We start from the raw sequence: 23182 nt of genomic DNA on the forward strand, positions 1-23182 counted from the left end.
GGTCACCGGGGGACCGGCCCCGGCCGGCCTCGGGCTTCGGCCCCCTCGGGGCCCCGGCTCGGCCCCGCTCGCCCCCGCGGCCCGGAAATGTGTTCCGGGGCCGCAGGGGCGGCGTGAGATCCTGGAAGGCGACCCCGGCCGTGCGCCGGGGCCGCCCCAAGCCGCCGAGCCGGAAGAACACCGTGACCGTCACCGACCACAGCCAGCAGCTCATCACCGTCGCCGCGCAGGCGGCGGCCGACAAGCTCGCGCACAACATCATCGCCTTCGACGTCAGCGAGGTGCTGTCGATCACCGACGCCTTCCTGATCGCCTCCGCGAACAACGACCGCCAGGTCCGCTCGATCGCCGAGGAGATCGAGGACCAGCTGCGCGAGCAGCTGGACATCAAGCCGGTGCGCCGCGAGGGCGAGCGCGAGGGCCGCTGGATCCTGCTCGACTACCTGGACATCGTCGTGCACGTCCAGCACTCCGAGGAGCGCTCCTTCTACTCGCTGGACCGCCTCTGGAAGGACTGCCCCGAGCTGCCGCTGCCCGCGGACGCCATGGAGTCGCGCAACCGTCCCGACGCCATCACCGACGCGGCCGGCAACGCCGTCGCCCCGGCCGACGACTTCGGCAAGCCCGAGGATCTGCACTGAGCAGGGACGCGCGGGGCCCGCGCATCGTCTTCTGGCGGCACGGCCAGACCTCCTGGAACCTCGAATCGCGGTTCCAGGGCACCACGGACATCGAGCTGACCGGCCAGGGCGTCCTGCAGGCCCAGCGGGCGGCCCGGCTGCTCTCCGGCCTGCGCCCCGACCTGCTGATCTCCTCGGACCTCAAGCGCGCCCGGCGCACCGCCGAGGAGCTGGCCGCGGTCACCGGGCTGGACGTGCAGCACCACGAGGGTCTGCGGGAGACGTACGCGGGCTCCTGGCAGGGCCTGGCCAACGCCGAGATCCGTGAGCGCCACCCGGAGGAGTACGCGGCCTGGGCGGCGGGGGAGCCGGTGCGGCGCGGCGGCGGCGAGCTGTCCACGGAGGTCGCCGACCGCTCGGTGCCGGTGGTGCTGGAGGCCGTCGCCAAGCTGCCGGAGAACGGCACGCTGGTCGTGGTCAGCCACGGCGGCACCATCCGGACCATGCTCGGGCGGCTGCTGGGCCTGGAGCCGCCCCTGTGGGAGTGCTTCGGCGGGCTGTCCAACTGCTGCTGGTCGGTGCTCGGCAAGGGGGCGCGCGGTTGGCGGCTGCTGGAGCACAACGCGGGCACGCTCCCGCAGCCGGTCATCGGCGACGACACCTGACGGCACTCGGTGACGGGGGCTCCGGGGGCCCGGAAGGAGCGGATTTCGCAGTTCCGGGCCTGACCAGCTAGAGTCTTCCTCGTTCGCAGGGAAGGAACGCGGCCCGGAAGGGAAGCGGGAGATCCGGTGAGTGCGGGGCTATAGCTCAGTTGGTAGAGCGCTTGCATGGCATGCAAGAGGTCTGGGGTTCAATTCCCCATAGCTCCACTCCGCATCGGCGGTCGTGGTCAGCAGGAGTTCGGGGCCAGGGTCACCAGTGTCGCGGGGCTATAGCTCAGTTGGTAGAGCGCTTGCATGGCATGCAAGAGGTCTGGGGTTCAATTCCCCATAGCTCCACAGCAGTTCGGGAGGCCGTCACCCGGTGGGTGGCGGCCTCCCGGGTTTCCGGGGGCTCCTGCGGGTTTCCGCTGGCTCCTGCGAGCTTCCCCGGGATCCCGCTCGGCTTCCCTCTACGGCGCGCAGGTGTGGGTCCAGCCGCCCGGCGGCAGGGAGTCGAGCCGCTCGACCAGCTCCCGGTCCTCCGGGGTCTCCGGGACGTACACGACGATGTAGCACTCCGGCACGCCCGGCATCGTCAGGTAGGTGGCGTTCAGCCGCACCACACCGAGCTCCGGGTGGCGGAAGGTCCGCTGCAGGGTCTGCGGCGGTGACACCTCCTGGCGGGCCCACAGCTCCCGGAACACCTCGCTGCCGGCCGACAGCCGCTGCACGTGCTCCTCCCAGGCGGGCTCGCCGACGTGCTTGCCGTACGCGGAGCGCAGCACCGCCACCATCCGCGGCAGGGTCACCTCCGGGTTCTCGCACGGATTGCAGCACGTCGGCGCGGTCAGCATGCACCAGAGGCTGTTGAAGAAGACCCCGTGGGACGGGCGCATCCGCTCGGTGCCGAACAGCGACCGGTAGGGCCGGTTGAAGCTCAGCACGTCGAACCGGGTGTTGGAGACCGCCGCCGGCAGCGGGGCGAGCGAGTCCAGGATCACCTGGATCGACGGGCTCAGCTCCGGCGGGGCCGGCTGCGCGAGGGGCGAGGGCGACATCCCGGCCAACCGGAACAGGTGCTGGCGCTCGGTGCCGTCCAGCCGCAGCGCCCGGGCCACCGCCAGCAGCACCTGCTCGCTCGCGTTGATCGGCCGCCCCTGCTCCAGCCACGTGTACCAGGTGACCCCGACCCCGGCGAGCTGTGCGACCTCCTCGCGCCGCAGACCCGGCGTACGGCGGCGCAGCCCGGGCGGCAGGCCGACGTCCTCGGGGGTGACCCGCGCCCGGCAGGCCTTCAGGAAGCGGGCCAGCTCGGTGCGACGGCGTTCGCGGTCGCCCGCGGCGGTGGGGAGTTCCTCCAGGACGGTCATGCCGTCCATCGTGCCGCAGCGCGCCCGGACGATACAGGTGCTGCCAGTACCAGGATCGGCAGGCTCTAACCACCAGTACCGGCACGGCCCCAGGCTGGCGGCCATGACGGACATCCAGATCCGGCCCGGCGTGGCCGGAGACGCCACCGGGGCCCCGGCCGTACGCCCCGGGCTGCTCCTCGCGCTCGTCCTGTGCGGGCAGTTCATGGCCGTGCTCGACGCTTCCATCGTCAACGTCGCGGTGCCCACCATCCGGACCGACCTGGGCGCCTCCGGCGCCGCCCTGCAACTCGTGATCGCCGGCTACACCATCGCCTACGCGGTCCTGCTCATCACCGGCGCCCGGCTCGGCGCCCGTCACGGCTTCAGCCGGCTCTTCCAGCTGGGCCTGGCCGCCTTCACCGCCACCTCGCTGGCCTGCGGCCTCGCCCCGACCACCGGCTGGCTGATCGCCTTCCGACTGTTCCAGGGCGCGGGCGCGGCGCTGATGGTGCCCCAGGTGATGAGCCTGCTGCAGCGCACCTTCACCGGCGCCGCCCGTACCCGGGCGATCGGCCTCTACTCGGCGGTGCTGGCCGTCGGCGTCGCGTTCGGGCAGGTGCTCGGCGGGGTGCTGGTCAGCGCCGACCTGTTCGGCACCGGGTGGCGGCCGGTGTTCCTGGTCAACGTGCCGATCGGGCTGGTGCTGCTGGCGGCGGGCGCCCGGCTGCTGCCACGGCTGCCCGGCGACGCCTCGCGCGGCTTCGACGTCCCCGGCCTGGTGGTGCTGGGCGCGGCGCTCGGCCTGCTGGTGGTGCCGCTGGTGCTCGGCAACGAGCTCGGCTGGCCGGTCTGGGGCTGGGTGATGATCGCGGGCAGCGTGCTGCTGTTCGGCCTGTTCACGGTGGTCGAGCGCGGTGTCGCCCGGCGCGGCGGGCAGCCGCTGATCCCCGGGCGGGTGCTGCGCGCGCCCGGGCTGCGCCCGGCGGCGGCCGGACTGTTCACGATCATGGCGGCGTACGCGGGCTTCATGTTCGCCTTCGCCCTGCACCAGCAGGCGGCCCTCGGGCACAGCGCGTTGCGGGCCGGGCTCTGCTCGGCGCCCGTCGCGATCGGCTTCGGCCTGTCCAGCCTGCGCTGGCACCGGCTGCCGGGCCGGCTGCACGGGATGCTGCCGTCGGCCGCCGGAGTGCTGCTCGGGGGCGGATACCTGCTGCTGGGGGTGCTGCTCGGCGGCGGGGCCGGGATCGGAGCCGTGGTGCTGGCGGAGACGGCCGCGCTCGGCCTGGCCGCGGGCTTCGCGTACGCGCCGCTGTTCGCCCGGGCGCTCGCGGGGGTGGCGCCCGAGGACGCGGCCGATGCCAGCGGGGTGACGGTGACCGTCCTCCAGCTCGGGCAGGTGATCGGGGTCGCGGTGCTCGGCTCGGTGTTCCTCGGGCAGGTGGACCTGCCGGCTCCGGCCGCCGACTCGGGGCACGCGCTGCTGGTCACCCTGGCGGTCAACGCGGTGGTGGTGCTCGTCGGGGCGGGCTTCGCCGAGCGCAGTCGGCGGGTGGTGGGCTGACGGGGCCGTCGCCGGGTGGTCGGGGGGCCGGGGCGGGGGTGCCCTCGGGTGGCCGCGGGCGGGGGTGCCCTCGGGCGGGCCGGCTGGTTGGGCTGGCTGGTCCGGCCGGCCCGGCTGCCTCGGGAAACGGATTTCAGGAGCACGCCCCGGACCGTGTAAAGTAGTCGATGTCGCCGAGGGAAACCGGACGGAAACGACGGGAAACCCGGTGACATCGCAGGTCAAGGGGCTATAGCTCAGTTGGTAGAGCGCTTGCATGGCATGCAAGAGGTCTGGGGTTCAATTCCCCATAGCTCCACAGTCGTTGAGAGCCGCCCCCCCGGTACGGGGGGCGGCTCTTGGCCGTTGTGTGCATGCCATCGGCGGGCGGGCCGCAAAGACCGCTACCGTCGTGCCATGGCCGATCTGCAGCGAAGGCGGAACGAGGAGCTGGCCCGGATACTGCACCAGCTCGGCTGGAGTCCGGAACGGCTCGCCCGTGAGGTGAGCCTCGCCCTGCCGCCGGGCCTGGCGATCAGCTCCACCGCCCCCTACAAGTGGCGTGACCGTGGCATGGTGCCGCGCAGCCCGCACGACCAGACCGTCTGCGAGGTGCTCAGCCGCACCCTCGGCATGGCCGTCACCTACGAGCAGCTCTGGGGCCGGATGGGCGGCCACCGCGGAGCCAAGATCCTCTCGCCCCGGCTGCTCACCGACCCGTGGACCGCCGACACCGCCCAGACCGCGCTGCGCGAGGCCGCCACCGACGCCGGACCGGTGCGCCTCACCGACCTCTTCCGCAGCGCCGACCTCGACCACGCCGCCGAACGGCTCTCCTCGCCGCCCCCACCGGTCGGCGGCGGCGAGGGCGCGCTGCGCGTCGACCCCTCGCTGGCCGGTGAACTCGGCCTGTCCTACCGCAGCAAGCAGCGCCTCGAACGCTCCTGCGGCGGCGGTCTCGTCCTCGGCCCCACCCGGGCCGAACTCGCCATGCTGGCCAAGCTGTTGGAGCTCGGCGCGTACGACGAACGGCTCGGCCGCGAGCTGTACGGCACCGCCAGCAGGCTCGCCCGCCTGGCCGGCTGGGCCGCGTACGACCTCGGCCACGACGCGGCCGCCCAGCGGGCCTTCGTCGCCGCGCTGCGCGCCGCCCACGTCAGCGGCGAACCCCGGCTCGGCGTCGCCGGGCTCGGCGCGCTGGTGGTGCTCGCCACCCAGGGCAGCGGTGGGCGCGGCCTGGACGCCGTCACCGCGCTGCGCACCGCCCTGGAGGCCCACGGCCCCGAGCTCACCCCCACCTGTCGGGCCCGCCAGCTCGGCCGGATCGCCCGCGCCCACGGCCGCCGCGGCGAGGCCGAGCAGGCCGAGGCGGCCGCCGCCCGGGCCTTCGCCGAACTCGACGGCGTGCCCGGCAGCGAGGAGGCCCGGGCCGACCTCGCCGGGATGGTGGGGGAGGGACGGCTCGCGCTCGGCCAGCACCGGATGGCCAAGGGGCTGCTCGCCGAGGCCGTCGCGGGGCTCGGACCGGGCCGGGCCCGTGCCAAGGCGATGCTGATGGTCCGCCTCGCCGAGGCCCACCGGCGCCTCGGCGACCAGCGGGAGGCAGCCCGGACGGCGGGGCTGGCGCGGGCGCTGGCGGCGGGGATGCAGTCGGAGCGGCTGGCCAGGGCGCTGCGGGACTTCGAGGCGGCGGGGCGGGCGGCGGCTCGGTGAGGGGGCGGCCCTCGGGCTGAGAGCCGGGGCCGCGTGCCGGGGGCGTCCGCCGGGGACGTGGTCGGTGGGTGAATGGGGGCGCGGATGGGGCGTGGTGCGCGGCGTGGTGCGAGGTGTGGTGCGAGGCGTGGTGCGCTGGGTGGGACGGCCAGGAGCGCCCTGACCCGCTTGCGGTACCCTGAGCCCATGCGAACCGTGCGCCTGCTCCTTAGCCGGCCGCGCTGACCAGGACCGGCTGCGCCCTCGGGCGGTGCCGGAGTCGGCGTGGCGTCCCCTCCTGCGAGGGGACTTTTTGTTTTCCGCCCCCGCCCGCGTCGTGGGACGGGTCCACGGTCGGCCGCGTCGCGCGGTTCGCCAACTGACACCGATGGAGCTTGAAGGACCATGAGCGAGACGACCCCTGCGTCCGGCGCGGCCGAGACCGCGACCGAGCCGTTCCGGTACAGCGCCGCGCTGGCGGCGGAGATCGAGTCCCGCTGGCAGGACATCTGGGAGAAGGAGGGCACCTTCCACGCCCCCAACCCCACCGGTGAGCTGGCCGACCCGTCCGCCGGTGACGTCGCCGCGAAGCCGCACAGCTTCATCATGGACATGTTCCCGTACCCCTCGGGCGCGGGCCTGCACGTCGGCCACCCGCTGGGCTACATCGCCACCGACGTCTTCGCCCGCTACCAGCGGATGACCGGCCACAACGTGCTGCACACGCTGGGCTACGACGCCTTCGGCCTGCCCGCCGAGCAGTACGCCGTGCAGACCGGCACCCACCCGCGGGTCTCCACCGAAGCCAACATCGCCAACATGCGCCAGCAGCTGCGCCGGCTGGGCCTGGGCCACGACCCGCGCCGCTCGATCTCCACGATCGACCCGGACTACTACCGCTGGACGCAGTGGATCTTCCTGCAGATCTTCAACTCCTGGTACGACGAGGCGGCCGGCAAGGCCCGTCCGATCGCGGAGCTGGTCGCCCGGTTCGAGGACGGCACGCGTGAGGTGCCGGGCGGGCGTGACTGGGCCGCGCTGTCCGCCGCCGAGCGCGACGAGGTGCTGGGCGAGTACCGGCTGGCGTACGCCAAGGAGGTGCCGGTCAACTGGTGCCCCGGTCTGGGCACCGTACTGGCCAACGAGGAGGTCACCGCGGACGGCCGCTCCGAGCGCGGCAACTTCCCGGTGTTCAAGTCCAACCTGCGCCAGTGGATGATGCGCATCACCGCGTACTCCGACCGTCTGATCTCCGACCTGGACCTGCTGGACTGGCCCGAGGCCATCAAGCTGCAGCAGCGCAACTGGATCGGGCGCTCCGAGGGTGCCCGGGTGGACTTCGCCGCACCCGGTGACCAGAAGATCACCGTCTTCACCACCCGGCCCGACACCCTGTTCGGCGCCACCTACATGGTGCTGGCGCCCGAGCACGGCCTGGTCGACTCGATCGTCCCCGCCGCCTGGCCCGGGGGCGTGCCGGCCGAGTGGACCGGCGGCGCCGCCACGCCCGCCGAGGCCGTCGCGGCCTACCGCGCCGCTGCCGCCGCCAAGTCGGACGTCGAGCGCCAGGTCGACGCCAAGGTCAAGACCGGTGTCTTCACCGGTGCCTACGCCGTCAACCCGGTCAGCGGCGAGTCCGTCCCGGTGTTCATCGCCGACTACGTGCTGATGGGCTACGGCACCGGCGCGATCATGGCCGTCCCCGCCCACGACCACCGCGACTTCGCCTTCGCCCGCGCCTTCGCGCTGCCGATGCGCTGCGTCGTCGAGCCGACCGACGGGCGCGGCTCGGACCCGGCGCAGTGGGACGACGCCTTCGACACCTACGACTCGGTCATCGTCAACTCGGAGCGGACCGAGGGCGGTTCGGTGCTGTCCCTGAACGGGCTGAGCGTCGTCGACGCCAAGGCCCACGTGACCGCGTGGCTGGCCGAGCGCGGCATCGGCGAGGGCACCGTCAACTACCGCCTGCGCGACTGGCTGTTCAGCCGCCAGCGGTACTGGGGCGAGCCCTTCCCGATCGTCTACGACGAGGACGGCGTGATGCACGCGCTGCCCGAGTCGATGCTGCCGGTCGAGGTCCCCGAGGTCGACGACTACTCGCCGCGCACCTACGACGCGTACGACTCCGCCTCCTCGCCGGAGACCCCGCTGTCGCGCAACGAGGACTGGGTCAACGTCGAACTGGATCTGGGTGACGGCGTCAAGCGGTACCGCCGCGAGACCAACACCATGCCCAACTGGGCCGGTTCCTGCTGGTACGACCTGCGCTACGTCGACCCGACGAACACCGAGGCCGTGGTGGACCCGGCCAACGAGGGCTACTGGCTGGGCCCGACCGAGGCCAAGCCGGGCGGCGGTGCCGACCTGTACGTCGGCGGCGCCGAGCACGCCGTGCTGCACCTGCTGTACGCGCGCTTCTGGCACAAGGTGCTGCACGACCTGGGCCACGTCTCCTCGGTCGAGCCGTTCCACAAGCTGTTCAACCAGGGCATGATCACCGCGGACGTCTACCGCGACGAGCGCGGCTTCCCGGTGCCCGCCGCCGAGGTCGAGGAGCGCGACGGCAAGTACTTCTGGCAGGGCGAGCCGGTCAAGCGCGAGGCCGGGAAGATGGGCAAGTCCCTGAAGAACGCCGTCGCCCCGGACGAGATCGCCGACGAGTACGGCGCGGACACGCTGCGCCTGTACGAGATGTCGATGGGCCCGCTGGACGTCTCCCGTCCGTGGGACACCCGGGCCGTCGTGGGCTCGTACCGCTTCCTGCAGCGGCTGTGGCGCAACATCGTGTCGGAGGGCACCGGCGAGCTGGTCGTCACGGAGGAGGAGCCGGACGAGGCGACCCTGCGCGCCCTGCACAAGGCCATCGACGGCATCCGCGGTGACATGGCCGCACTGCGCTTCAACACGGCCGTGGCCAAGGCGATCGAGCTGAACAACTTCCTGGTGAAGCGCGGCTCCACGCCGCGGGCGGTGGCCGAGCAGCTGGTGCTGATGGTCGCGCCGCTGGCCCCGCACATCGCCGAGGAGCTGTGGCGCCGACTGGGCCACGGCGAGTCGCTGGCGCACGCCGACTACCCGGTCGCCGACCCGGCGTACGTGGTCGACGAGACGGTGACCTGTGTGGTGCAGATCAAGGGCAAGGTCAAGGCCCGGCTGGAGGTCGCGCCCGGCATCACGGACGCGGAGCTGGAGGCGCTGGCGCTGGCGGATCCCGCGGTGGTCGCGGCGATCGGTGACGCGACGGTGCGGAAGGTGATCGCGCGGGCGCCGAAGCTGGTCAACATCGTGACCGGGTGAGTTCGGAGCTGTTCGGCGTTTGATCGTCGGCGCGTGACTGATTGATCGGTGCGCGATGATCGGCGCGTGCTGAGCAGTGCTTGCTGATCGGTGTGTGCTGATCGGTGTGTGATCGGCTGGGCGGGTGTCCTTCGGGGCGCCCGCCCGGTCCTTTTCCCGGGACCGTCCGGGCGGTGGGGGGCCGCGCCCTCGGGGAGATCCCCGATCTGTCCCTGATCTCCGGCTGCCGGGCCCGTTCGGAGCTCCTCGGACCCGGTGCGGCGGCTACCGTGGAACCCTCGGCATCGCGGCCCGGGTTGGGCCGGGTGGGGGCCGGAACGGTGGCGGAAGGTGACGCGCGATGGACGTGTTCGGCGTGATGATCGGCTTGGTCCTGCTCTTCGGGATCGCGACCCTCGTGCTGGCGGTGGTCGGTACCGTCAAGGCCGCCAAGGCCGTCGCCGCGAAGGTCGAGAAGCACGAGGCCAACGCCCGGCGCGCCGTCCAGACCGCCACCCTCAAGGCGAAGACCTACACCAAGGTCGGCCCGCCGGCGCAGATCGCCACCGTCCGACTCAAGCTGCGGACCTCGTTGGACGGCACCCGGCAGGTGCTGGAGGGCGGGCTCGCGCAGGACAGCCAGCTCGGCGAGTCCCTCGCGCTGCTGACCCGGCTCGACGTGCACGCGGCCGAGCTGGACGGCGAACTGCGGCTCCTGGAGCGCGAACCGGACACCGCGCGGACCGCGGCCAAGCTGCCGGAACTGCGGGAGCGGGCGGAGCGGATCACCCACGCGGCGGAGACCATGCGGTGGGCGGCGCAGGACAGGATGCACCGGTTCGCGGACGACGAGCTGAGCCGGCTGAGCCAGGAGTGCGAGAGCGAGGCGGGGGCGCTGCGGCACTGGGACACGGTGGGGAGCGGGGGCGCCGGCGCTGGGGTCGGTGGTGCCGGTACGGGCGCTTCGGCTGGGTCGGCGGCTCGGTCGGCCGGTGCGGGTGGTGCTGCTGGGGCCCCGGGCGGCGGGGCTGCCCGGGCCGGGCTGACGGACGGGAAGGGGCGGCCGAGCGCGGAGGACCTGCTCGGGCTGGCCGACCCGCTGGCGAAGCTGGCGCAGCGCCTGCGGAAGCCCTCGACGGGGCCTTCGACGGGGCCTTCGACGGGGTCTTCTGCGGGGTCTTCTGCGGGGCCCTCGACGGGGCCTTCGGCGGGCTGAGTCCGGGTCGTGTCGGGGCCTTCCCCGGGAGCGTCGGAGCCTCCGGCCCGGCGAGGGGACGGACGCTGTCGTCCCGGACGAACGGGGAGTAACCTCCGGCTCATGCCCTCCGACCTCGCACTCGTCACCGATTCCACGGCCTATCTGCCGCAGGAGGCCGTCGACCGGCACGGGATCACGGTGGTCCCGCTGAGCGTCGCGGTCGGCGACTCGGTCCTCTGCGAGGGCGTCGAGATCTCCCCGAAGGACGTCGCCGAGGCGCTGCGCGGCAAGCAGCGGGTGACCACCTCCCGGCCCAACCCGGAGACCTTCGCCGCCACCTACCGGGCGGCCGCCGAGGCCGGGGCCACCGGGATCGTGTCCGTGCACCTCTCCGGCGAACTGTCCGGCACGGTCGAGGCCGCCCGACTGGCGGCCGCGAAGGCGCCCGTACCGGTCCGGGTGGTGGACAGCCGGCTGGTCGGCATGGCCCTCGGCTACGCGGTGCTGGCGGCGGCCGGGGCGATCGAGGCCGGCCGGGGCCTGGCGGAGGCGGCCGAGGCGGCCACCGGGCGGGCGGCCGGGACCAGCGGCTTCTTCTACGTGGACACCCTGGAGCACCTGCGCCGGGGCGGGCGGATCGGGGCGGCGCGGGCGCTGCTCGGGTCGGCGCTGGCGGTCAAGCCGCTGCTGCACCTGGACGGCGGGCGGATCGAGCCGCTGGAGAAGGTGCGGACGGCGTCGCGGGCGATCGCGCGGCTGGAGGAGATCGCGGTCGAGCGGTCGGGGGAGGACGAGGTGGACATCACCGTCCACCACCTGGCGGCCGAGGAGCGGGCCGAGCCGCTCGCGGAACGGCTGCGGGCGCGGGTGCCGGGGCTGCGGGACCTGTACGTGGGGGAGGTCGGGGCGGTGATCGGCGCCCACGTCGGGCCGGGACTGCTCGCGGTGGTGGTCGCTCCGCGCTGAGGCAGGGCGGAGCTTGCCCCGGAGCGGGGCGCGTCGGTCAACGTGGGCATGGGCCGACCACCCGTGTGAGTGACGTTTTTTATCCACAGCCCCCGGGTTGTCCACAGGCTTTCAGTGTTTTCTGCGCCCTCGCCGGACGGCTCCTAGCGTCCTCGCCATGACGACCATGGGCCTGGGCGCGGCGAAGCGCCAAGCGATCAACGAGACGGTGCGGCTGCGGATGGCGGCGCTGCTGCCGACGGACGAGGAACCGGTGGAGGCCGCGGCGCCTGCTGTTCCCCCTTCGCAGCCTCCTCCGTCTTCGCCGTCCCCGCCCTCCGCTGCTTCCTCTCCGGCGGCAGCTGCGGGGACGGGGAAGCCGGTGGCGCTGCCTCCGGGGGCAGTGGACGTGCCCGACCCGCCGGACGCAGGGGCGGCGCGGCTGCGGCTCGCCCCGGTGCTGGCACTCGACCGGCGCGCGGTGGCCGGGCTGGCCATCCTGCTGCTCTTCGCGGTGGGCTACGCCGTGCAGCACTTCTGGCTGGCCAGGCCGGAGGCGGTGGCCGTTCCGGCGCTGGTGGCCGCCTCCGCGCCGCCCGAGTCGGGCTCGCCCGCCGCCGATGCCACGCCCGGCAGCGGGGCCGGGCCGCCCGAGGCCGCTTCGGCCCCGGGCGCGGGGCCCGCCGTCGTCATCGACATCGGCGGTCGGGTCCATCTGCCGGGCCTGCACACCCTGCCCGGGGGATCGCGGGTGGCCGACGCCCTGCGGGCCGCGGGCGGTCCGCTGCCGGAGACGGACACCCGGGGTCTCAACCTGGCCCGCGTCCTGACGGACGGGGAACAGATCCTGGTCGGCGAGCCGGCGCAGGCTCCGGTTCCCGTCCAGGCTCCCGGAGGCGCCGGTGGTCCGCCCGGGGCCGGCCCGCCCCGACCACCCGTCAGCCTCAACCGCGCCACTCTCGAACAGCTCGACGCCCTGTGTCGGACAGCCGTGAGGATTTCCTCAGCTGCCCGTGTGACCAGCATAAGGAAACCTTCTCCGCACGGCCCAGAACAAGGTTCTGAGCGGCAAAGATTTCCGATTCCCCCGGAACGCTCGGGGTCGATCGCGTTCGCCCGCGAGAGCGAATCGCTCCAGAGGCAAATCCCGCGCCTGCGGGGTCGAGGCTTCCTGGCCAGAGGGCCATTCTGGATCACGTCAGCCTGTGAGGCGAGACTGCCGGGCCTTTTTCGTTCGGGTGTTGGTGACGGCTCGGTAGGCCGCTTCGGCGAGGTGGCTGATCTCGACGCGGTCCATGAGGGTGCGGGTGATGGCCTCCTTGCCGCTAAGAACGGCTTCGATGGCGGACTCACGGATGAGGTCGGAGAGTGCGGAGATGCTGCCGTCCGTGCGGTCGTAGAGGTACGGCGCGAGGCGGGCGAGCAGGCCGGGTTCGTGGTGGTAAAGCGAGAGGGCGTCTTCGAACGCCTTGATGGTGGCGACCCACTCGGTTCGGTCAGTGTCGCTGGTCCCGAACTTCTTGACCTGGTACAGGGAGTTACGCCCGGAGGTCTGGGTGGCCTGGTTCCCGACGCGACCTTCCAGGAACAGGCCACTCTTCTTGAGGTCGGCCCCCGTATAGACGAAGGTCGCAGCTGTGTGGTTGGCCAGGTACTTCAAGTGCTCGTTCGCCACACGGCCTTCGCGCGCCGAAAGATCGAGGAAGTGGGCGTCATCGATGATCACTAGCTCTGTGCCCACCATCTCGAGGACCCTGAGGACCGCATCGGTGATCTGTGTCTTCGTAGACCCCGGGCGATAGGGCATCGCGACGTAGTGCGCGAGGAGGGTCGACAGGTCCTTGGGAGTGGCCTGTGTGGGCACGTTGAGGTAGACGACAGGCGTGTAGTCGACAAGCATCCCGTCGACCTGGTAGCCGACCGCGAACTTCTCAGGATGCCGACGCCGAAGGCGCCGTTCGTGGTCGGCGGCGAACAGCTTGACCAGGGTGGACTTACCGATGGTCGGGGGGCCGTCCAGGACGATGCCGCGCCTGGCACCGGCCGCCTGGTCGGCGTTGGCGAGCATCCGGCGCCGGATGACCGCGTGAAGGCGTTGCATCTGCGCGGTCCGCACCAGCACCAGGGCGCTGTGGTAGGCGTGACGCTGCTCGTCCAGCAGCTCCCGGTCGTTTTCCGGTAGCTCCTTGTACACCGCGTACGGCGGCAGTTCGGGGCGCGTGGGGAGCGGTGCGTCGACGTAGGCACGCCACTGCTCCTTCGTCCGGGGTTCGGAAAGTCCCGGGTGGGCGAAGTACCGCATCATCTCTCTCCCGGCTGCCAGATTTCGGCAGCCTTGATCGTGGTCGGGTCGATGTCCCAGGCGCCCTCGTCGTCCTGGTCGGATTTCCCGTGGCCCTGGATGACGGTGAGCGGCGGGTGGTCGTCAACGGCCGGCCGGAACCGGTTCTGGTCGGTGGCCTGCGCGGCGGCTCGGGTGCGGTCGCGGAAGGACCGCTTGCGGTCCGTGCGCCACGTTTCGGGAGCGTCGAGACGGTTCTGCAGATCGACCAGGGCGGCTGCGATCTGGTCCTGGTCGTCGGCTCCGTGGCCGCGGGCGGCGACGAGGCGGCGCGCTTCCCGCAGGGTGATGTCGGTGAACGGCTGGTGCTCGGACAGCGCATGCGTCCACCGCAGGACGTGCCACCGGCCGTCCGCGGGGTCCAGGAAGAACGCCTGGGACACATTCCGAGGGTCGTATCGGATCGGCCAGAGGCCGTCCGGATAGGGAGCCGTGGCATTGCGGTACTGGTAGAGCACCGGAGCGTTGTAGGTGAGGTAGTTCAGCTGGACGCCGCCGGGTTGGATTGTGCGGCCCTCGATCGGCAGGAGTTCGTAGTACATATTCGGGTCACGCGGGCACGCCACGAGGCCAGCCGCTCTGATTGCTGACCGATACGCCTCGTTCGGCGACATCCGCAGCGCAGGGAAGCCGTGCAGGTGCAATCCAGCGTGGTGGTCCCGCTGGTAGACCCCGATGACGTACTCGGCGAAGAATTCATCCAGGTCATCAATGGTCCAGCGGGCCTGCTCGTCCACGGTCAGGCCACGCTCGATGACGTTGCTGCCCTTGTAGCCAGCCGTGTGCTCGGAGAACTGGGACCTGATCCTGCCGAACAGTCGTTCAACCTGGGGCTTGTCGGTAGGAGTGAGCTTTCGGGCGTCCTGGAGGCTGATTCCCCAGCGGACGCACGCGCGCCGCAGGACCTCGCTCTTGTACGGCTTCCCGTGGTCGTACAGCAAGGTCTCCGGGTAGACGACCGGTCGGGCCGCGGCCTCGGCGAGACGTTCGTCCAGGCCGACCTTCCGTTCGAACGGGACCATCAGGGCGCGGTACCGAAGAGCGTCCTCCCAGCCGGACCGCATCGGTTCCGGCGTCATCACGTCGGACAGCAGCAGGCCGATATCGATTCCCTTGGTGCCCTCGGGGGTGAGCCGCCAGGCCAGGATCGAGCGCGTCGCCACGTCGAGAGCAATCGTCAGTTCGACGCGCATCGTTGTTCCGGTTCCCGGGTCGAACGCCATCACGTCGAGCGGCGTGGTGTCGAGCATCACGACCTCACCCGGGCGCGTCGCGATTACGTTGCCGAACGGGCGATTCGGCTGGTTGCCGGCCTGCTGGCGCCGCAGAGCGGGCCCGGCGGGACTGTGGCGGACCAGGAGATCCACGGCGCGACGGAACACGTCCCGGCTGGGCATCGGCACGGTTCCGGGCCCGTACGCCTCGTCCAGGCGGTTCTGGGTGCGCCGGTAGAACCGTCCGCCGATCGTCGCCGAGCTGTCGCTCTTCTCCGCGGCGGCCTGCTCCTGGATAGCCTGCACTACCCGCGGATCGACATTCCGCAAGGGGTTGCTGATGCGGGCCTTGCGCTTGTCCACCAGCGCCCACAGGCCCTCTTCGCGGTAGGCACGCCGCAGCTGCCGGATGCGGCGCGCGGTCAGCCCGAGCTCCGCCGCCTTCGCGGCCTCGCGTTCCACCAACGGCCGCTCCGGCCTGAACTGCTCACGCGGTTCGCCTTTGCCGGCCCGCAGGGAGTCGCCGGATCGGTACCCGGTCGCCAGCTCCAGTAGATGCCCCTCCAGATCCAGCGCACTCTGCCGGACAGCAGGGTCGAGCGCGGCGAGCACACCGTCCGGGTCCACGTCCCCCGTGTCACTGCCTGCACATGGAGCGGGGGGATCCACGTCCTGCCGGAAGGAAGGGTCCACGAGCAGGATCGAAAGCATGATCGTCTGGATGCGGCCGGTCTCGGACCGCAGCTGGACAGTTGCGCCGTCCACGCGGGCGACCTGGTGCCGCTCGTCCTCGAAGGAGATCCAGTCCGCCACGGCGATCCGATGCACGCTCACCGAACGCCTCCCACGGCACGGACCCAGGTGGAGTCCGCGAGCGGGCGCGACATGTCGAACACCAGCTGATGGCGCCACATCAGGTGGAACGCGACCGCCCGCGCCACCTCGGGAACGGCCTGGAACGCCACCAAGTCCCCGAACGCCACCGGGTTCTGTGCCACGGTCATCAGCGCGTCGACGAGGCCTTCTCCCGCGTGCAGCGGCCGACGGTAGCCGGCGAGCCACGACACGGTGGCCAGCCGCAGCGGATCCGGCTCGCTGACCATCTCGTAGTCCCAGCCCAGTCGATCGCACACCGCAGCAGTCCGCTCGCGCTGCAACACCGTCTTTGGCACGTCCGCGAACCGGCCGGCCTTCACGTCCACCAGGAGCACGGAGCCGTCGAACCGCCGCGCGAACAAGTCCGGAACGTGCGACCAGCGTCCGTGCTCATCCTCGCCCAGCAGCGTCATCGGCTGGCTCACGAAGGCCGCCACCCTCGGGTCGAAGTCCAGGAGCGTCATCCACTGCGATTCGAGAAAGCTCTCGTACTCGACCATCCGCCCCGTACTCGCCGACCAGTACGAACCCGGCGTGTGCCGCTGCCCCTTGTAGGACGGGATGCTTCGTACGGGAAAGCCGTGCTCGAATGGCACTTCGGCCGCCTCCTTGGCCGCCACCAGACGCTCGTCGCCAGCCTCATCGCAGAAATGGACCATGACCGAGCCCCGAAGCCCAGAGAGCGGCTGTACCACCTGACTTCTCACACGTACTCCTCCTCCTGGTCGCGAGGTCCTCGAACCCACCCGCCTACTCCTCTCTGTCGTCCACCAGGCCAAGGCCCCACTCCAGCAAGGCATCCGAGATCTTGGCCTCGACCTTCCTGCGGTACTGCCACCAGCCGTGACCAGTCGCGGGCAAATGCCAGGCGCCCGCGTACGCGGGCGCTTCCCGGACATCACCGCTGGTCAGCTCGGTCCACAGCCACACCGCGCCGTACCGGCACCGCTCAGTCGTGACCTTGACCCCTGCTGGCCGCGACGCCGCGAACATCACCACCCGCGGAACCGTTCGCAGGTCGGCCAGGGCCTCACGGCGGCGCGCGTAGTCCACGAGCCCGCGCTCCCGCATCCGCGCTGCCGCCTCGCCGACCGCGGCCCAGAATCCGTCCGGGTCCGCGACCCGGGAGGAGAAGCCACTCGAAGCCCGCTTCGCCAGCAGCCGGTCCATCCCGATCACGTCGCCCGCCTCCAGCCACGTACAGCGGCGCCCGAGCCGAGCCAGCGCGAGTGCGCTCAGCCGCCGCGCCGCCTGCCGATTCACCCCCGGAAGCAGGGGCGCTACCAGCTCGTCGTAGTCATGGCTGACCATCAGGTGAGGCACATGGCGCGGTTCCAGCGCCGCTGAGCCCGCGTGCTGCACCGGAGCAGCGTCCAGCACGCGCCGGGTACGCGGCGTCACCGATGCCACCAGTTCCGCCAGCACGGCCGGCCGAGGAATCTTCCGCACCGGGTCCGGATAGCGCTTCGCCCGGGTCTGAGCCATCAGCGCTTCGATCCACGGCCGCAGCTTCTCCGAGGCCTCCTCCCGGTCCGGCGCGCCGACAACGCCGTCCACGAGCAGCAGCACGGCGCCGGCCTCCAGCGCATCGACCGGGCCGGTCGTCAGTTGCCCCCCTCCGGCACCCCTGGCCCGGCGCTCCGCCAGACGCGATGCGAACGGCGCCGCCAGGCCGGACGGAAGGACCGCGAGGTGGCTGTCGGTCGCGGCGGAGCGGACCACCGCCGTCAAGAACCTCAGCGCGGCGAACCAGGCCGCCGAGGTGACACGCTCGCCCGCCAAGGCCACAGGGCGCCCGTCCGCAGCCTCCAGCACTCGCCGCTGGGCTTCGATCAGAGCATCCGGCCCCTGCACAGACGGAATCTCCGCCACCACCTGGTCGCACAGGTCAGGCATCGGACCTGACGCCTTCGGCGCCCGGTTCCCACACAGGGCAGGATCGACTGGTCCGCCGCGTGACAGGAGGCCACGGTGAAGACCCCGGTTCCCGCGCCGCAGCCTGATCCCGCACGACGGACACACGTCCACCAGCAGCACACCGTGCAGCGGACACACCGCCGCCGTCTGCAGCCGCCACCACAGCGGCCATGCCGGCGAATCGGCCAGGCATGTCGGGCACGCCCTGCTCGCGTACAGCTGCACCCACTCCTGCATCCAGATCCGCCGAAGTGACTGCTCGGACGTCAGATCCAGCCCCTCGAAGCTGAGCGCCCCACCCTCGAACCTTGCCAGCTGCATGCCCCGAAGAACTGGGGCTGGCAAGCCGGTTGCCTCCCGAAGACTACGAAGGCTCTGCGGGGTCAGCGTGATCCCGTAGAAGAGCGGCCGGTTGGACGCCGGACGCATCTCCAGGCCCAAGAGCTGGGCGAGTTGCCCTGGACCGATATGCAGGTCGAAGGCGGCACGGTCGATCCACGACGCGAAGGACTCACCAGGCTCCGGAACACGGACCGCCGGCAGGCGCCTCGCACGGGGAACAACGGCCAGCCGGGGGCCGCCATCGGGCACATTGGAGCGGCGAGGTAACGCGTCCTCAAACCCCAACTCGCCCTCCCCCGGCGCACGTTCGAAGGTGTAACAGATATCTTACAGAATTGGATGGGGTACCGTGCGGCGCATGCCACAGCCGGACACCACATCCGACACGCCGGTGCACCCTTACCGGATGGTCTTCGCCGAGCGCCTACGCGAGATCCGCACCGCCAGAGGGCTCAGTCAGACCAGGGCCGCCAACGCCGCACGCCTCTCCAGGCCCTTCTACGCAGGGGTCGAAGCAGGCCGGACCAGCATCAGCGTGGACAGGCTCCCCGGCGTCGCCGACGCTCTCGGAATCAAGATCGCCGACCTCTTCTCCGATACCCCAGCCGAGAAGCTGATCGCCAAGCTGCCGCCGCCCATCGCCAGCACCGACGCCCCGCCCCGGAGAAGGAGGGGTGTCGGCATACGGCAACCGGGTGCCTCGTAGCGTCGCGTGACCCCCAGGACCCACGCCGTGCCTACCCTGGAAGGGTGAGCGACAGCGGGACCGCGCAGAGGCCGACGGCGACAGCCGTCGGCCTCCTCCTGATGGACTTCGCCGGCCGAGCCCTCCTCTATCAGCGGTCCCCGGAATCCGACCACCCGGATGCCGGCCTCTGGTCCATCCCGACCGCCCGGCAGTTCAACGACGAGCCCCACGTCGAGACGGCCACCCGGCTTGCCCGCCAACTCGCTGGCGGCCACTACCGGGAGATCATCCCGGCCAAACTGATCTCCCTGCCCGACGTGGCACTCTTCCGGCTGACCGAGCGCTTCGCCCACCTCACCAGCGAGCACCTGGCCGAAGCGGTCGCCATGGAGCACGTTGACCCCCGCGAAGCGCGTTCCATGCCCCTCACCGCCGTCACTCGCCGGGCCATCACCTGGCACCTCCTGCACGCGGGGACGGTCCGGACCCCGGCCGTGACCGCGCTAACCCCGGTCGCCAAGCACGTGGACGAACCTGCCGCGTCCGCCGCGGACGAGCCGACCGGCGAGCCCGTGGCACTGGCTGCTAACAGCGCAGCCGAGGCGACGGGCAAGGTCACACCCCTCCTGTCGGCCGAAGTCCGCGACCTCCTCAAGACCCGACCGCTGTGGAACGGCGACGCCGCCCCGGTCGTGGGCCACGAGGAGGAGGACTGTGCGGCGTCCCCGGGCGGCGGACTGGACCTCAAGGCCCTGCTCGCGCCCGACATGCCGCCCTGGGCCGTCAGTCCCCATCCTGGGCTGTCCGGCGACCAGTGGGCGCCGGAGCCCTTCGCGGCGCCCGCGCCGAACCTGCGGATGCTCCTGCACGTGAACGCGGCCACGATGGACGTGCTCCGGCCGTTTGTCGGCAGCTACCGAAGGGCCTCCGACGTCAGCCGGGCTTTCCCCGACTACCTGGCTGACGCCTGACCCGGAGGCCACGTCGTCGTGGAGTCACCGCACACGCGGGATCGGCCGCCAGGTTCACAGGGCGGCAACTACGCCCGTCCCGCACAGCGCGGGGATCTGACCGTCCTCGGTCAACAGCTCCGGCCTCACTGCACCCGGAGATGCTCTCGTAAGGGTGCGAAATTGCACCCTTATCCATCCAAAACACACCATAAGGCCCCGCTCGTGACGCCGGCCCCATGCTCCGCAGAGGAGCCCTTGGACGGGAGGAGCCTCGGTCGGCTGGCGGTCAACTTCCAGCGGGCGGCCGGGTGCTGTCCTTGCGCGGAGGCGCCGAGCTCGTTGCAGATGAGCCGGCGCCCCGCGTTGTGTCGAGCCGGGTGGTGTTCTCCCTGATTGCCCCTTGCCCTGCCGCCTTGCTGCTGCCGTTTTCTGGGCAATAATCGGCAGTAAGCGATGGAGGGCGGACCCATGAACAGGACACCGACCGAAGACCCACCCAAGATCCGGCGACACGAAGACCGCGACGAGACTCCGGTGGTCGTCTTCTGTGGCGACCCGGACGATCCGGATCTCGCCGAACACCTAGCGGCCGCCGTGCGGTCTCGGATGGTCGTTGTTGCGTCCAGGGTGATGGAGAAGTTGCTCTACCAGGCCTACGAGGACTTGGTTCCCAGGCTCCGAAACGCCAAGCAGCACGGCAAGCCCAAGGCCGACACGAAGCCAGAGGAGTCGGCCGCCGAGGGTGTTGAACACTGGAAGCGCCTCTGCGAGCTGCTGAGGGACCTCTCGGAGCAGGGCGAACACCGTGCACCGATGCTGGTGTTCGACACCCAGTGTCTAGTGTGGGCTGCCAGTCCCGGGCGGCAGCGGCGCCTCCCGACCTACGACCGGTCGGACCCCGCGAACCTGCTGTCCGTCGTGGCCGAGCTGGACGCGGCTGTAGTCGCCTCGGAGTCCGGGGATGGCTCGGGGGCCATAGGGCACATTCAGGCGGCCAGAGAGAGCATCCTTGAGGATGCCAAGCCGATCCGTGTATCCGTGGCCGCACATCTGCTCGGCCTGTCGCGTCGGACGGTTGAGGCGTGGGCGGAGGCCGGCCTGCTCACCGCCACGGAGGAGCCTGGCACGACGGTGAAGGTCCTCGACCCGCGGCGGCTGTACGAGGTCAAGACCCTCGTGGACGATCTGCGTGCGGCCGGCAAGAAGCGCGGCCTCGCCGAGGCGGTGTGGCAGCGGTTGCAGGACCAGAAGCTGCTGGAGGACGACCGCCTCCAGGAGAGCCTGGGGCAGATGCGCCGCGGCGAGGGAATCAGCCTGGCCGAACTCCGGGCGCGCATGGAAGCGGACGACGAGGAATCCGGTGCCGACGACCGTTGAGACAACCGACATCGCCGCGGCGGACGCCCTGGCCCTGCGGGGACGTGAGAAGAAGTCGTTTCTCGACTGGACGTACGACCTGGAACAGCGCGGCTGCGGCGCCCTGGACTACCGGCTCACCGGGCCCGCGCCCGTGGACCGGATGTGCGTCAAGCACCTCTTCGGGAACCTCCGCGCGATCGTCGCCTTCGACGGCGACGGCACCGCGTGGATCGTGATGGTCGGGCCCCACGACGAGCAGGACCCGGAGCGCAACGTCTACGCGCGCCTGTGGAAGCTGATCGGGCTCGACGCCCCGCCCGAGGGCAAACGCACGAAGCCCCGGTGCTGCTCGGCGGCCGGTCTCGCGCCGATGGACGAGGGCACCGTCCAGGACCTCGTGGACCGCTGCCGTGATCTCGCACGCCGAAGAAGGCGGTGACCCCGCAGCGCGGAACGCATGACCCGCACGGCATGATCGCGTCGGCCGCTGAGCACGGTGCCCGTGCAGCGAAGGGTCGCCTCCCTTCGGTTCGGTCGGGGGAGGCGACCCTTCGCTGCGGCGCCGGGACGAAGCACCAGGCTCAGAGGGCTGTCGTGCGGGTGACGGCCCTCGGGTCACTGGGCTCTCGGCTGGCGGACCTCGCGGGCCATCTCCAGTGCACCGCCGCACGACGCCACCGGATCCCCGAAATGTCGCTGCCGCCCTCTTGCGCGAGCCGCTACGGTGGCTGAATGTAATGGACCGAACACGAGCGCCGGGAGCCGGTTGTGGCGGTCGACGACACCCTCTCGTTCGGCAAGTTCATCGCCGGCCAGCGCAAGCGCAGGGGCTGGACACAGCTGCGGCTGGCCTGCGAACTCGACCACGGTGAGGACTGGATGTCCCAGGTCGAGCGGGACCTGATCCCGGTCAACAGCATCGAGACGCTACGGCGCATCTCGGAAGTGCTCGGCGTCGGCCTGGAACGACTCATGGCTCTTCCGCAGCCCGCCGTCCGGCGCCCGAGATCCCCTCGTGCGAAGGTCTCCTCCGCTAGGCTGGCCGCGACTTCCGCTGCCGAGGAGGACGAAGACGTGCGACGCCGCCCGTTCCTGACTGCGGCCGCCGCCGCCCTGTTCGCGCCTCAGATCGCCGCCTCGCAGGCCGCCGCCGCGAGTACGTCGCCGATGGCCCCACTGGAAGACCTCATCCTCTACGGCACCGGCCGGGTTCCCGGCCAGCGCGAGCCGGACACCCAGACGGTCGCGGCTTCCTTGGCAAAGTCCCGGCAGGAGTTCCGCGCCGCCCGCTACGACGCGCTCGCCCAGGCCCTTCCCGCCCGGATCGCGGCGGCCGAAGCGGTCGGCAGCCCGGAGGAGTCCGCCCGCGCGGTGGCGGCCTACTACAACCTGGCCGCCCGGGTGTGCATCAAGATCGGCGACAACAGCATGGTCGCGATCACCTCGGACCGGGCGCTGACCGCCGCCCGCGCCGGCGGCGACCCGCTGATCACCGCCGAGGCCCAGCGCATGGTCTCCAGCGCCTGGCGCCGCCAGGGCAACCTCGGCCGCGCCACCGACATCGTGATCCGCGCCGCCGAGGACCTGCTCGCCGACCTCACGGTGCCCGAGACGATCCGCCTGGCCACCCGCGGCGACCTGTACGCCACCGCCGCGTACACCGCCGCCAAGACGGGCGACCGGGCTTACGCGCACGCGCTGATCAGCGAGGCGGCCGACAGCGCGGCCGCCGCCGGCCGGGCGTCCGGCCTCGTGGACGGCATCCAGGGTGTCGCACTGCACCACCTGTCGGTGCACTACGAGCTCGGCGACGCCGGCCGGGCCATCGAGCTGGCCTCCACCATCGACCCGGCCGCGCTGCCGACCGCCGAACGCCAGGCCCGGTTCTTCACCGACGTGGCCCGCGCCTACGAGCAGTGGGGCAAGCCCGAGCAGTGCTACAAGGCCCTGCTCGCCGCCGAGCAGGCGGCTCCGCAGGAGATCCGCCGCGGCAGCGTGCGCGACCTGGCCTCCGGTCTGCTGAGGCATGAACGTCGCCTGCCCGGCGTCCGAGACTTCGCCCAGCGCGCCGGTCTGCAACTCGGCTGACCCGTAACGCGGTTGCGGGCCCGTAATCCTGTTGCGGATCCGGCTGGCGGCCCGGCGGTTCACTGAGGGCAGTCACCATCCCCGTTGCGGAAGGACTGCCGATGCCGACGCACCACCGCGCCGTCCCGAGAGAA

18 protein-coding genes, 3 tRNA genes and 2 pseudogenes are annotated in these 23182 nt (G+C 71.6%); 16 read left to right on the forward strand and 7 right to left on the reverse strand.

Features of this window, described 5'->3' with window-relative positions; all coding sequences use genetic code 11:
* Positions 1 to 182: 182 nt before the first annotated feature.
* From rsfS to ACH4J0_RS03420, 4 genes are all read left to right on the forward strand, one after another.
* Complete coding sequence (gene rsfS / locus ACH4J0_RS03405) at positions 183 to 641, forward strand: ribosome silencing factor (RefSeq protein WP_380414036.1); 459 nt, start codon at positions 183 to 185, stop codon at positions 639 to 641.
* Positions 638 to 1285, forward strand: coding sequence for a histidine phosphatase family protein (locus tag ACH4J0_RS03410; protein ID WP_396236506.1), 648 nt, complete (start codon positions 638 to 640; stop codon positions 1283 to 1285). Before rsfS ends, ACH4J0_RS03410 begins: the two co-directional genes overlap by 4 nt.
* Positions 1286 to 1419: 134 nt before the next feature.
* Positions 1420 to 1492, forward strand: a tRNA-Ala gene (locus ACH4J0_RS03415).
* Positions 1493 to 1548: 56 nt separating this feature from the next.
* Positions 1549 to 1621: transfer RNA gene (locus ACH4J0_RS03420), tRNA-Ala, on the forward strand.
* A 113-nt stretch (positions 1622 to 1734) separates the two neighbouring features.
* Here the strand turns inward: ACH4J0_RS03420 and ACH4J0_RS03425 are convergent.
* The gene (locus tag ACH4J0_RS03425) at positions 1735 to 2634 is read right to left on the reverse strand and encodes a helix-turn-helix transcriptional regulator (RefSeq protein ID WP_396236003.1); all 900 of its coding nucleotides are present in this window, start codon (positions 2632 to 2634) and stop codon (positions 1735 to 1737) included.
* A gap of 103 nt (positions 2635 to 2737) precedes the next feature.
* Here ACH4J0_RS03425 and ACH4J0_RS03430 point away from each other — a divergent pair, with 103 nt between their 5' ends.
* The 6 genes from ACH4J0_RS03430 (at position 2738) to ACH4J0_RS03455 (ending at position 11291) form a co-directional block, all read left to right on the forward strand.
* Complete coding sequence (locus ACH4J0_RS03430; RefSeq protein WP_396236004.1) at positions 2738 to 4177, forward strand: MFS transporter; 1440 nt, start codon at positions 2738 to 2740, stop codon at positions 4175 to 4177.
* A 225-nt stretch (positions 4178 to 4402) separates the two neighbouring features.
* A tRNA-Ala gene (locus tag ACH4J0_RS03435) sits at positions 4403 to 4475 on the forward strand.
* Positions 4476 to 4573: 98 nt separating this feature from the next.
* Positions 4574 to 5869 carry a hypothetical protein gene (locus ACH4J0_RS03440; protein WP_396236005.1) on the forward strand — a complete coding sequence of 432 codons (1296 nt, stop codon included), beginning with the start codon at positions 4574 to 4576 and terminating at the stop codon, positions 5867 to 5869.
* Between the two features lie 384 nt (positions 5870 to 6253).
* Positions 6254 to 9148, forward strand: a complete 2895-nt coding sequence (leuS, locus tag ACH4J0_RS03445) for a leucine--tRNA ligase (protein ID WP_396236006.1) — start codon at positions 6254 to 6256, stop codon at positions 9146 to 9148.
* Positions 9149 to 9488: 340 nt separating this feature from the next.
* The gene (locus ACH4J0_RS03450; RefSeq protein ID WP_396236007.1) at positions 9489 to 10343 is read left to right on the forward strand and encodes a hypothetical protein; all 855 of its coding nucleotides are present in this window, start codon (positions 9489 to 9491) and stop codon (positions 10341 to 10343) included.
* Positions 10344 to 10445: 102 nt separating this feature from the next.
* Positions 10446 to 11291 (forward strand): DegV family protein, encoded by an 846-nt coding sequence (locus tag ACH4J0_RS03455; protein WP_396236008.1) that lies wholly within the window; start codon positions 10446 to 10448, stop codon positions 11289 to 11291.
* 498 nt (positions 11292 to 11789) lie between these two features.
* Here the strand turns inward: ACH4J0_RS03455 and ACH4J0_RS03460 are convergent, their stop codons facing one another.
* Complete coding sequence (locus tag ACH4J0_RS03460) at positions 11790 to 11969, reverse strand: hypothetical protein (protein ID WP_396236009.1); 180 nt, start codon at positions 11967 to 11969, stop codon at positions 11790 to 11792.
* 34 nt (positions 11970 to 12003) lie between these two features.
* Here ACH4J0_RS03460 and ACH4J0_RS03465 point away from each other — a divergent pair.
* Positions 12004 to 12060, forward strand: a pseudogene (locus ACH4J0_RS03465) (hypothetical protein); the annotation flags it as partial.
* Positions 12061 to 12468: 408 nt separating this feature from the next.
* Here ACH4J0_RS03465 and ACH4J0_RS03470 read toward each other — a convergent pair.
* The 5 genes and pseudogenes from ACH4J0_RS03470 to ACH4J0_RS03490 all read right to left on the reverse strand — a co-directional run.
* Positions 12469 to 13572 (reverse strand): TniB family NTP-binding protein, encoded by a 1104-nt coding sequence (locus ACH4J0_RS03470; RefSeq protein ID WP_396236010.1) that lies wholly within the window; start codon positions 13570 to 13572, stop codon positions 12469 to 12471.
* Positions 13572 to 15659 (reverse strand): Mu transposase C-terminal domain-containing protein, encoded by a 2088-nt coding sequence (locus ACH4J0_RS03475; protein WP_396236011.1) that lies wholly within the window; start codon positions 15657 to 15659, stop codon positions 13572 to 13574. Before ACH4J0_RS03475 ends, ACH4J0_RS03470 begins: the two co-directional genes overlap by 1 nt.
* Positions 15656 to 16408: a TnsA-like heteromeric transposase endonuclease subunit gene (locus ACH4J0_RS03480; protein WP_396236012.1), complete on the reverse strand. Its 753-nt coding sequence runs from the start codon at positions 16406 to 16408 to the stop codon at positions 15656 to 15658. The genes ACH4J0_RS03475 and ACH4J0_RS03480 overlap by 4 nt, the downstream gene beginning before the upstream one ends.
* Before the next feature lie 43 nt (positions 16409 to 16451).
* Positions 16452 to 17597, reverse strand: a complete 1146-nt coding sequence (locus tag ACH4J0_RS03485) for a hypothetical protein (RefSeq protein WP_396236540.1) — start codon at positions 17595 to 17597, stop codon at positions 16452 to 16454.
* 144 nt (positions 17598 to 17741) lie between these two features.
* Positions 17742 to 18209 (reverse strand): annotated as a pseudogene (locus ACH4J0_RS03490) (TniQ family protein); the annotation flags it as partial.
* A 109-nt stretch (positions 18210 to 18318) separates the two neighbouring features.
* On the opposite strand from ACH4J0_RS03490, the gene ACH4J0_RS03495 reads away from it, so the two are divergent.
* The 5 genes from ACH4J0_RS03495 to ACH4J0_RS03515 all read left to right on the forward strand — a co-directional run bounded on the left by ACH4J0_RS03495 (position 18319) and on the right by ACH4J0_RS03515 (position 23048).
* A complete protein-coding gene (locus ACH4J0_RS03495) occupies positions 18319 to 18666 on the forward strand; it encodes a helix-turn-helix domain-containing protein (protein ID WP_396236013.1) in 348 nt (115 codons plus the stop codon).
* A gap of 44 nt (positions 18667 to 18710) precedes the next feature.
* The gene (locus ACH4J0_RS03500; protein ID WP_396236014.1) at positions 18711 to 19619 is read left to right on the forward strand and encodes a hypothetical protein; all 909 of its coding nucleotides are present in this window, start codon (positions 18711 to 18713) and stop codon (positions 19617 to 19619) included.
* Positions 19620 to 20069: 450 nt separating this feature from the next.
* Positions 20070 to 20978: a hypothetical protein gene (locus ACH4J0_RS03505; protein ID WP_396236015.1), complete on the forward strand. Its 909-nt coding sequence runs from the start codon at positions 20070 to 20072 to the stop codon at positions 20976 to 20978.
* Positions 20962 to 21399 (forward strand): hypothetical protein, encoded by a 438-nt coding sequence (locus ACH4J0_RS03510; protein ID WP_396236016.1) that lies wholly within the window; start codon positions 20962 to 20964, stop codon positions 21397 to 21399. The genes ACH4J0_RS03505 and ACH4J0_RS03510 overlap by 17 nt, the downstream gene beginning before the upstream one ends.
* A gap of 329 nt (positions 21400 to 21728) precedes the next feature.
* Entirely contained in the window at positions 21729 to 23048 is a 1320-nt protein-coding gene (locus ACH4J0_RS03515; RefSeq protein WP_396236017.1) for a helix-turn-helix domain-containing protein, read from the forward strand.
* Positions 23049 to 23182: the final 134 nt, after the last annotated feature.

It is taken from the genome of Kitasatospora sp. NPDC017646 (assembly GCF_044329365.1).
In the GTDB taxonomy this organism is placed as follows: domain Bacteria; phylum Actinomycetota; class Actinomycetes; order Streptomycetales; family Streptomycetaceae; genus Kitasatospora.

Excerpts from the sequence above, each read along its gene's own strand:
- ACH4J0_RS03425 (WP_396236003.1), bottom strand. The coding sequence starts at position 2,634 with ATGACCGTCCTGGAGGAACTCCCCACCGCCGCGGGCGACCGCGAACGC.
- ACH4J0_RS03430 (WP_396236004.1), top strand. The coding sequence starts at position 2,738 with ATGACGGACATCCAGATCCGGCCCGGCGTGGCCGGAGACGCCACCGGG.
- ACH4J0_RS03440 (WP_396236005.1), top strand. The coding sequence starts at position 4,574 with ATGGCCGATCTGCAGCGAAGGCGGAACGAGGAGCTGGCCCGGATACTG.
- leuS (WP_396236006.1), top strand. The coding sequence starts at position 6,254 with ATGAGCGAGACGACCCCTGCGTCCGGCGCGGCCGAGACCGCGACCGAG.
- ACH4J0_RS03450 (WP_396236007.1), top strand. The coding sequence starts at position 9,489 with ATGGACGTGTTCGGCGTGATGATCGGCTTGGTCCTGCTCTTCGGGATC.
- ACH4J0_RS03455 (WP_396236008.1), top strand. The coding sequence starts at position 10,446 with ATGCCCTCCGACCTCGCACTCGTCACCGATTCCACGGCCTATCTGCCG.
- ACH4J0_RS03460 (WP_396236009.1), bottom strand. The coding sequence starts at position 11,969 with ATGTCGATGACGACGGCGGGCCCCGCGCCCGGGGCCGAAGCGGCCTCG.
- ACH4J0_RS03470 (WP_396236010.1), bottom strand. The coding sequence starts at position 13,572 with ATGCGGTACTTCGCCCACCCGGGACTTTCCGAACCCCGGACGAAGGAG.
- ACH4J0_RS03485 (WP_396236540.1), bottom strand. The coding sequence starts at position 17,597 with ATGCCTGACCTGTGCGACCAGGTGGTGGCGGAGATTCCGTCTGTGCAG.
- ACH4J0_RS03495 (WP_396236013.1), top strand. The coding sequence starts at position 18,319 with ATGCCACAGCCGGACACCACATCCGACACGCCGGTGCACCCTTACCGG.
- ACH4J0_RS03505 (WP_396236015.1), top strand. The coding sequence starts at position 20,070 with ATGAACAGGACACCGACCGAAGACCCACCCAAGATCCGGCGACACGAA.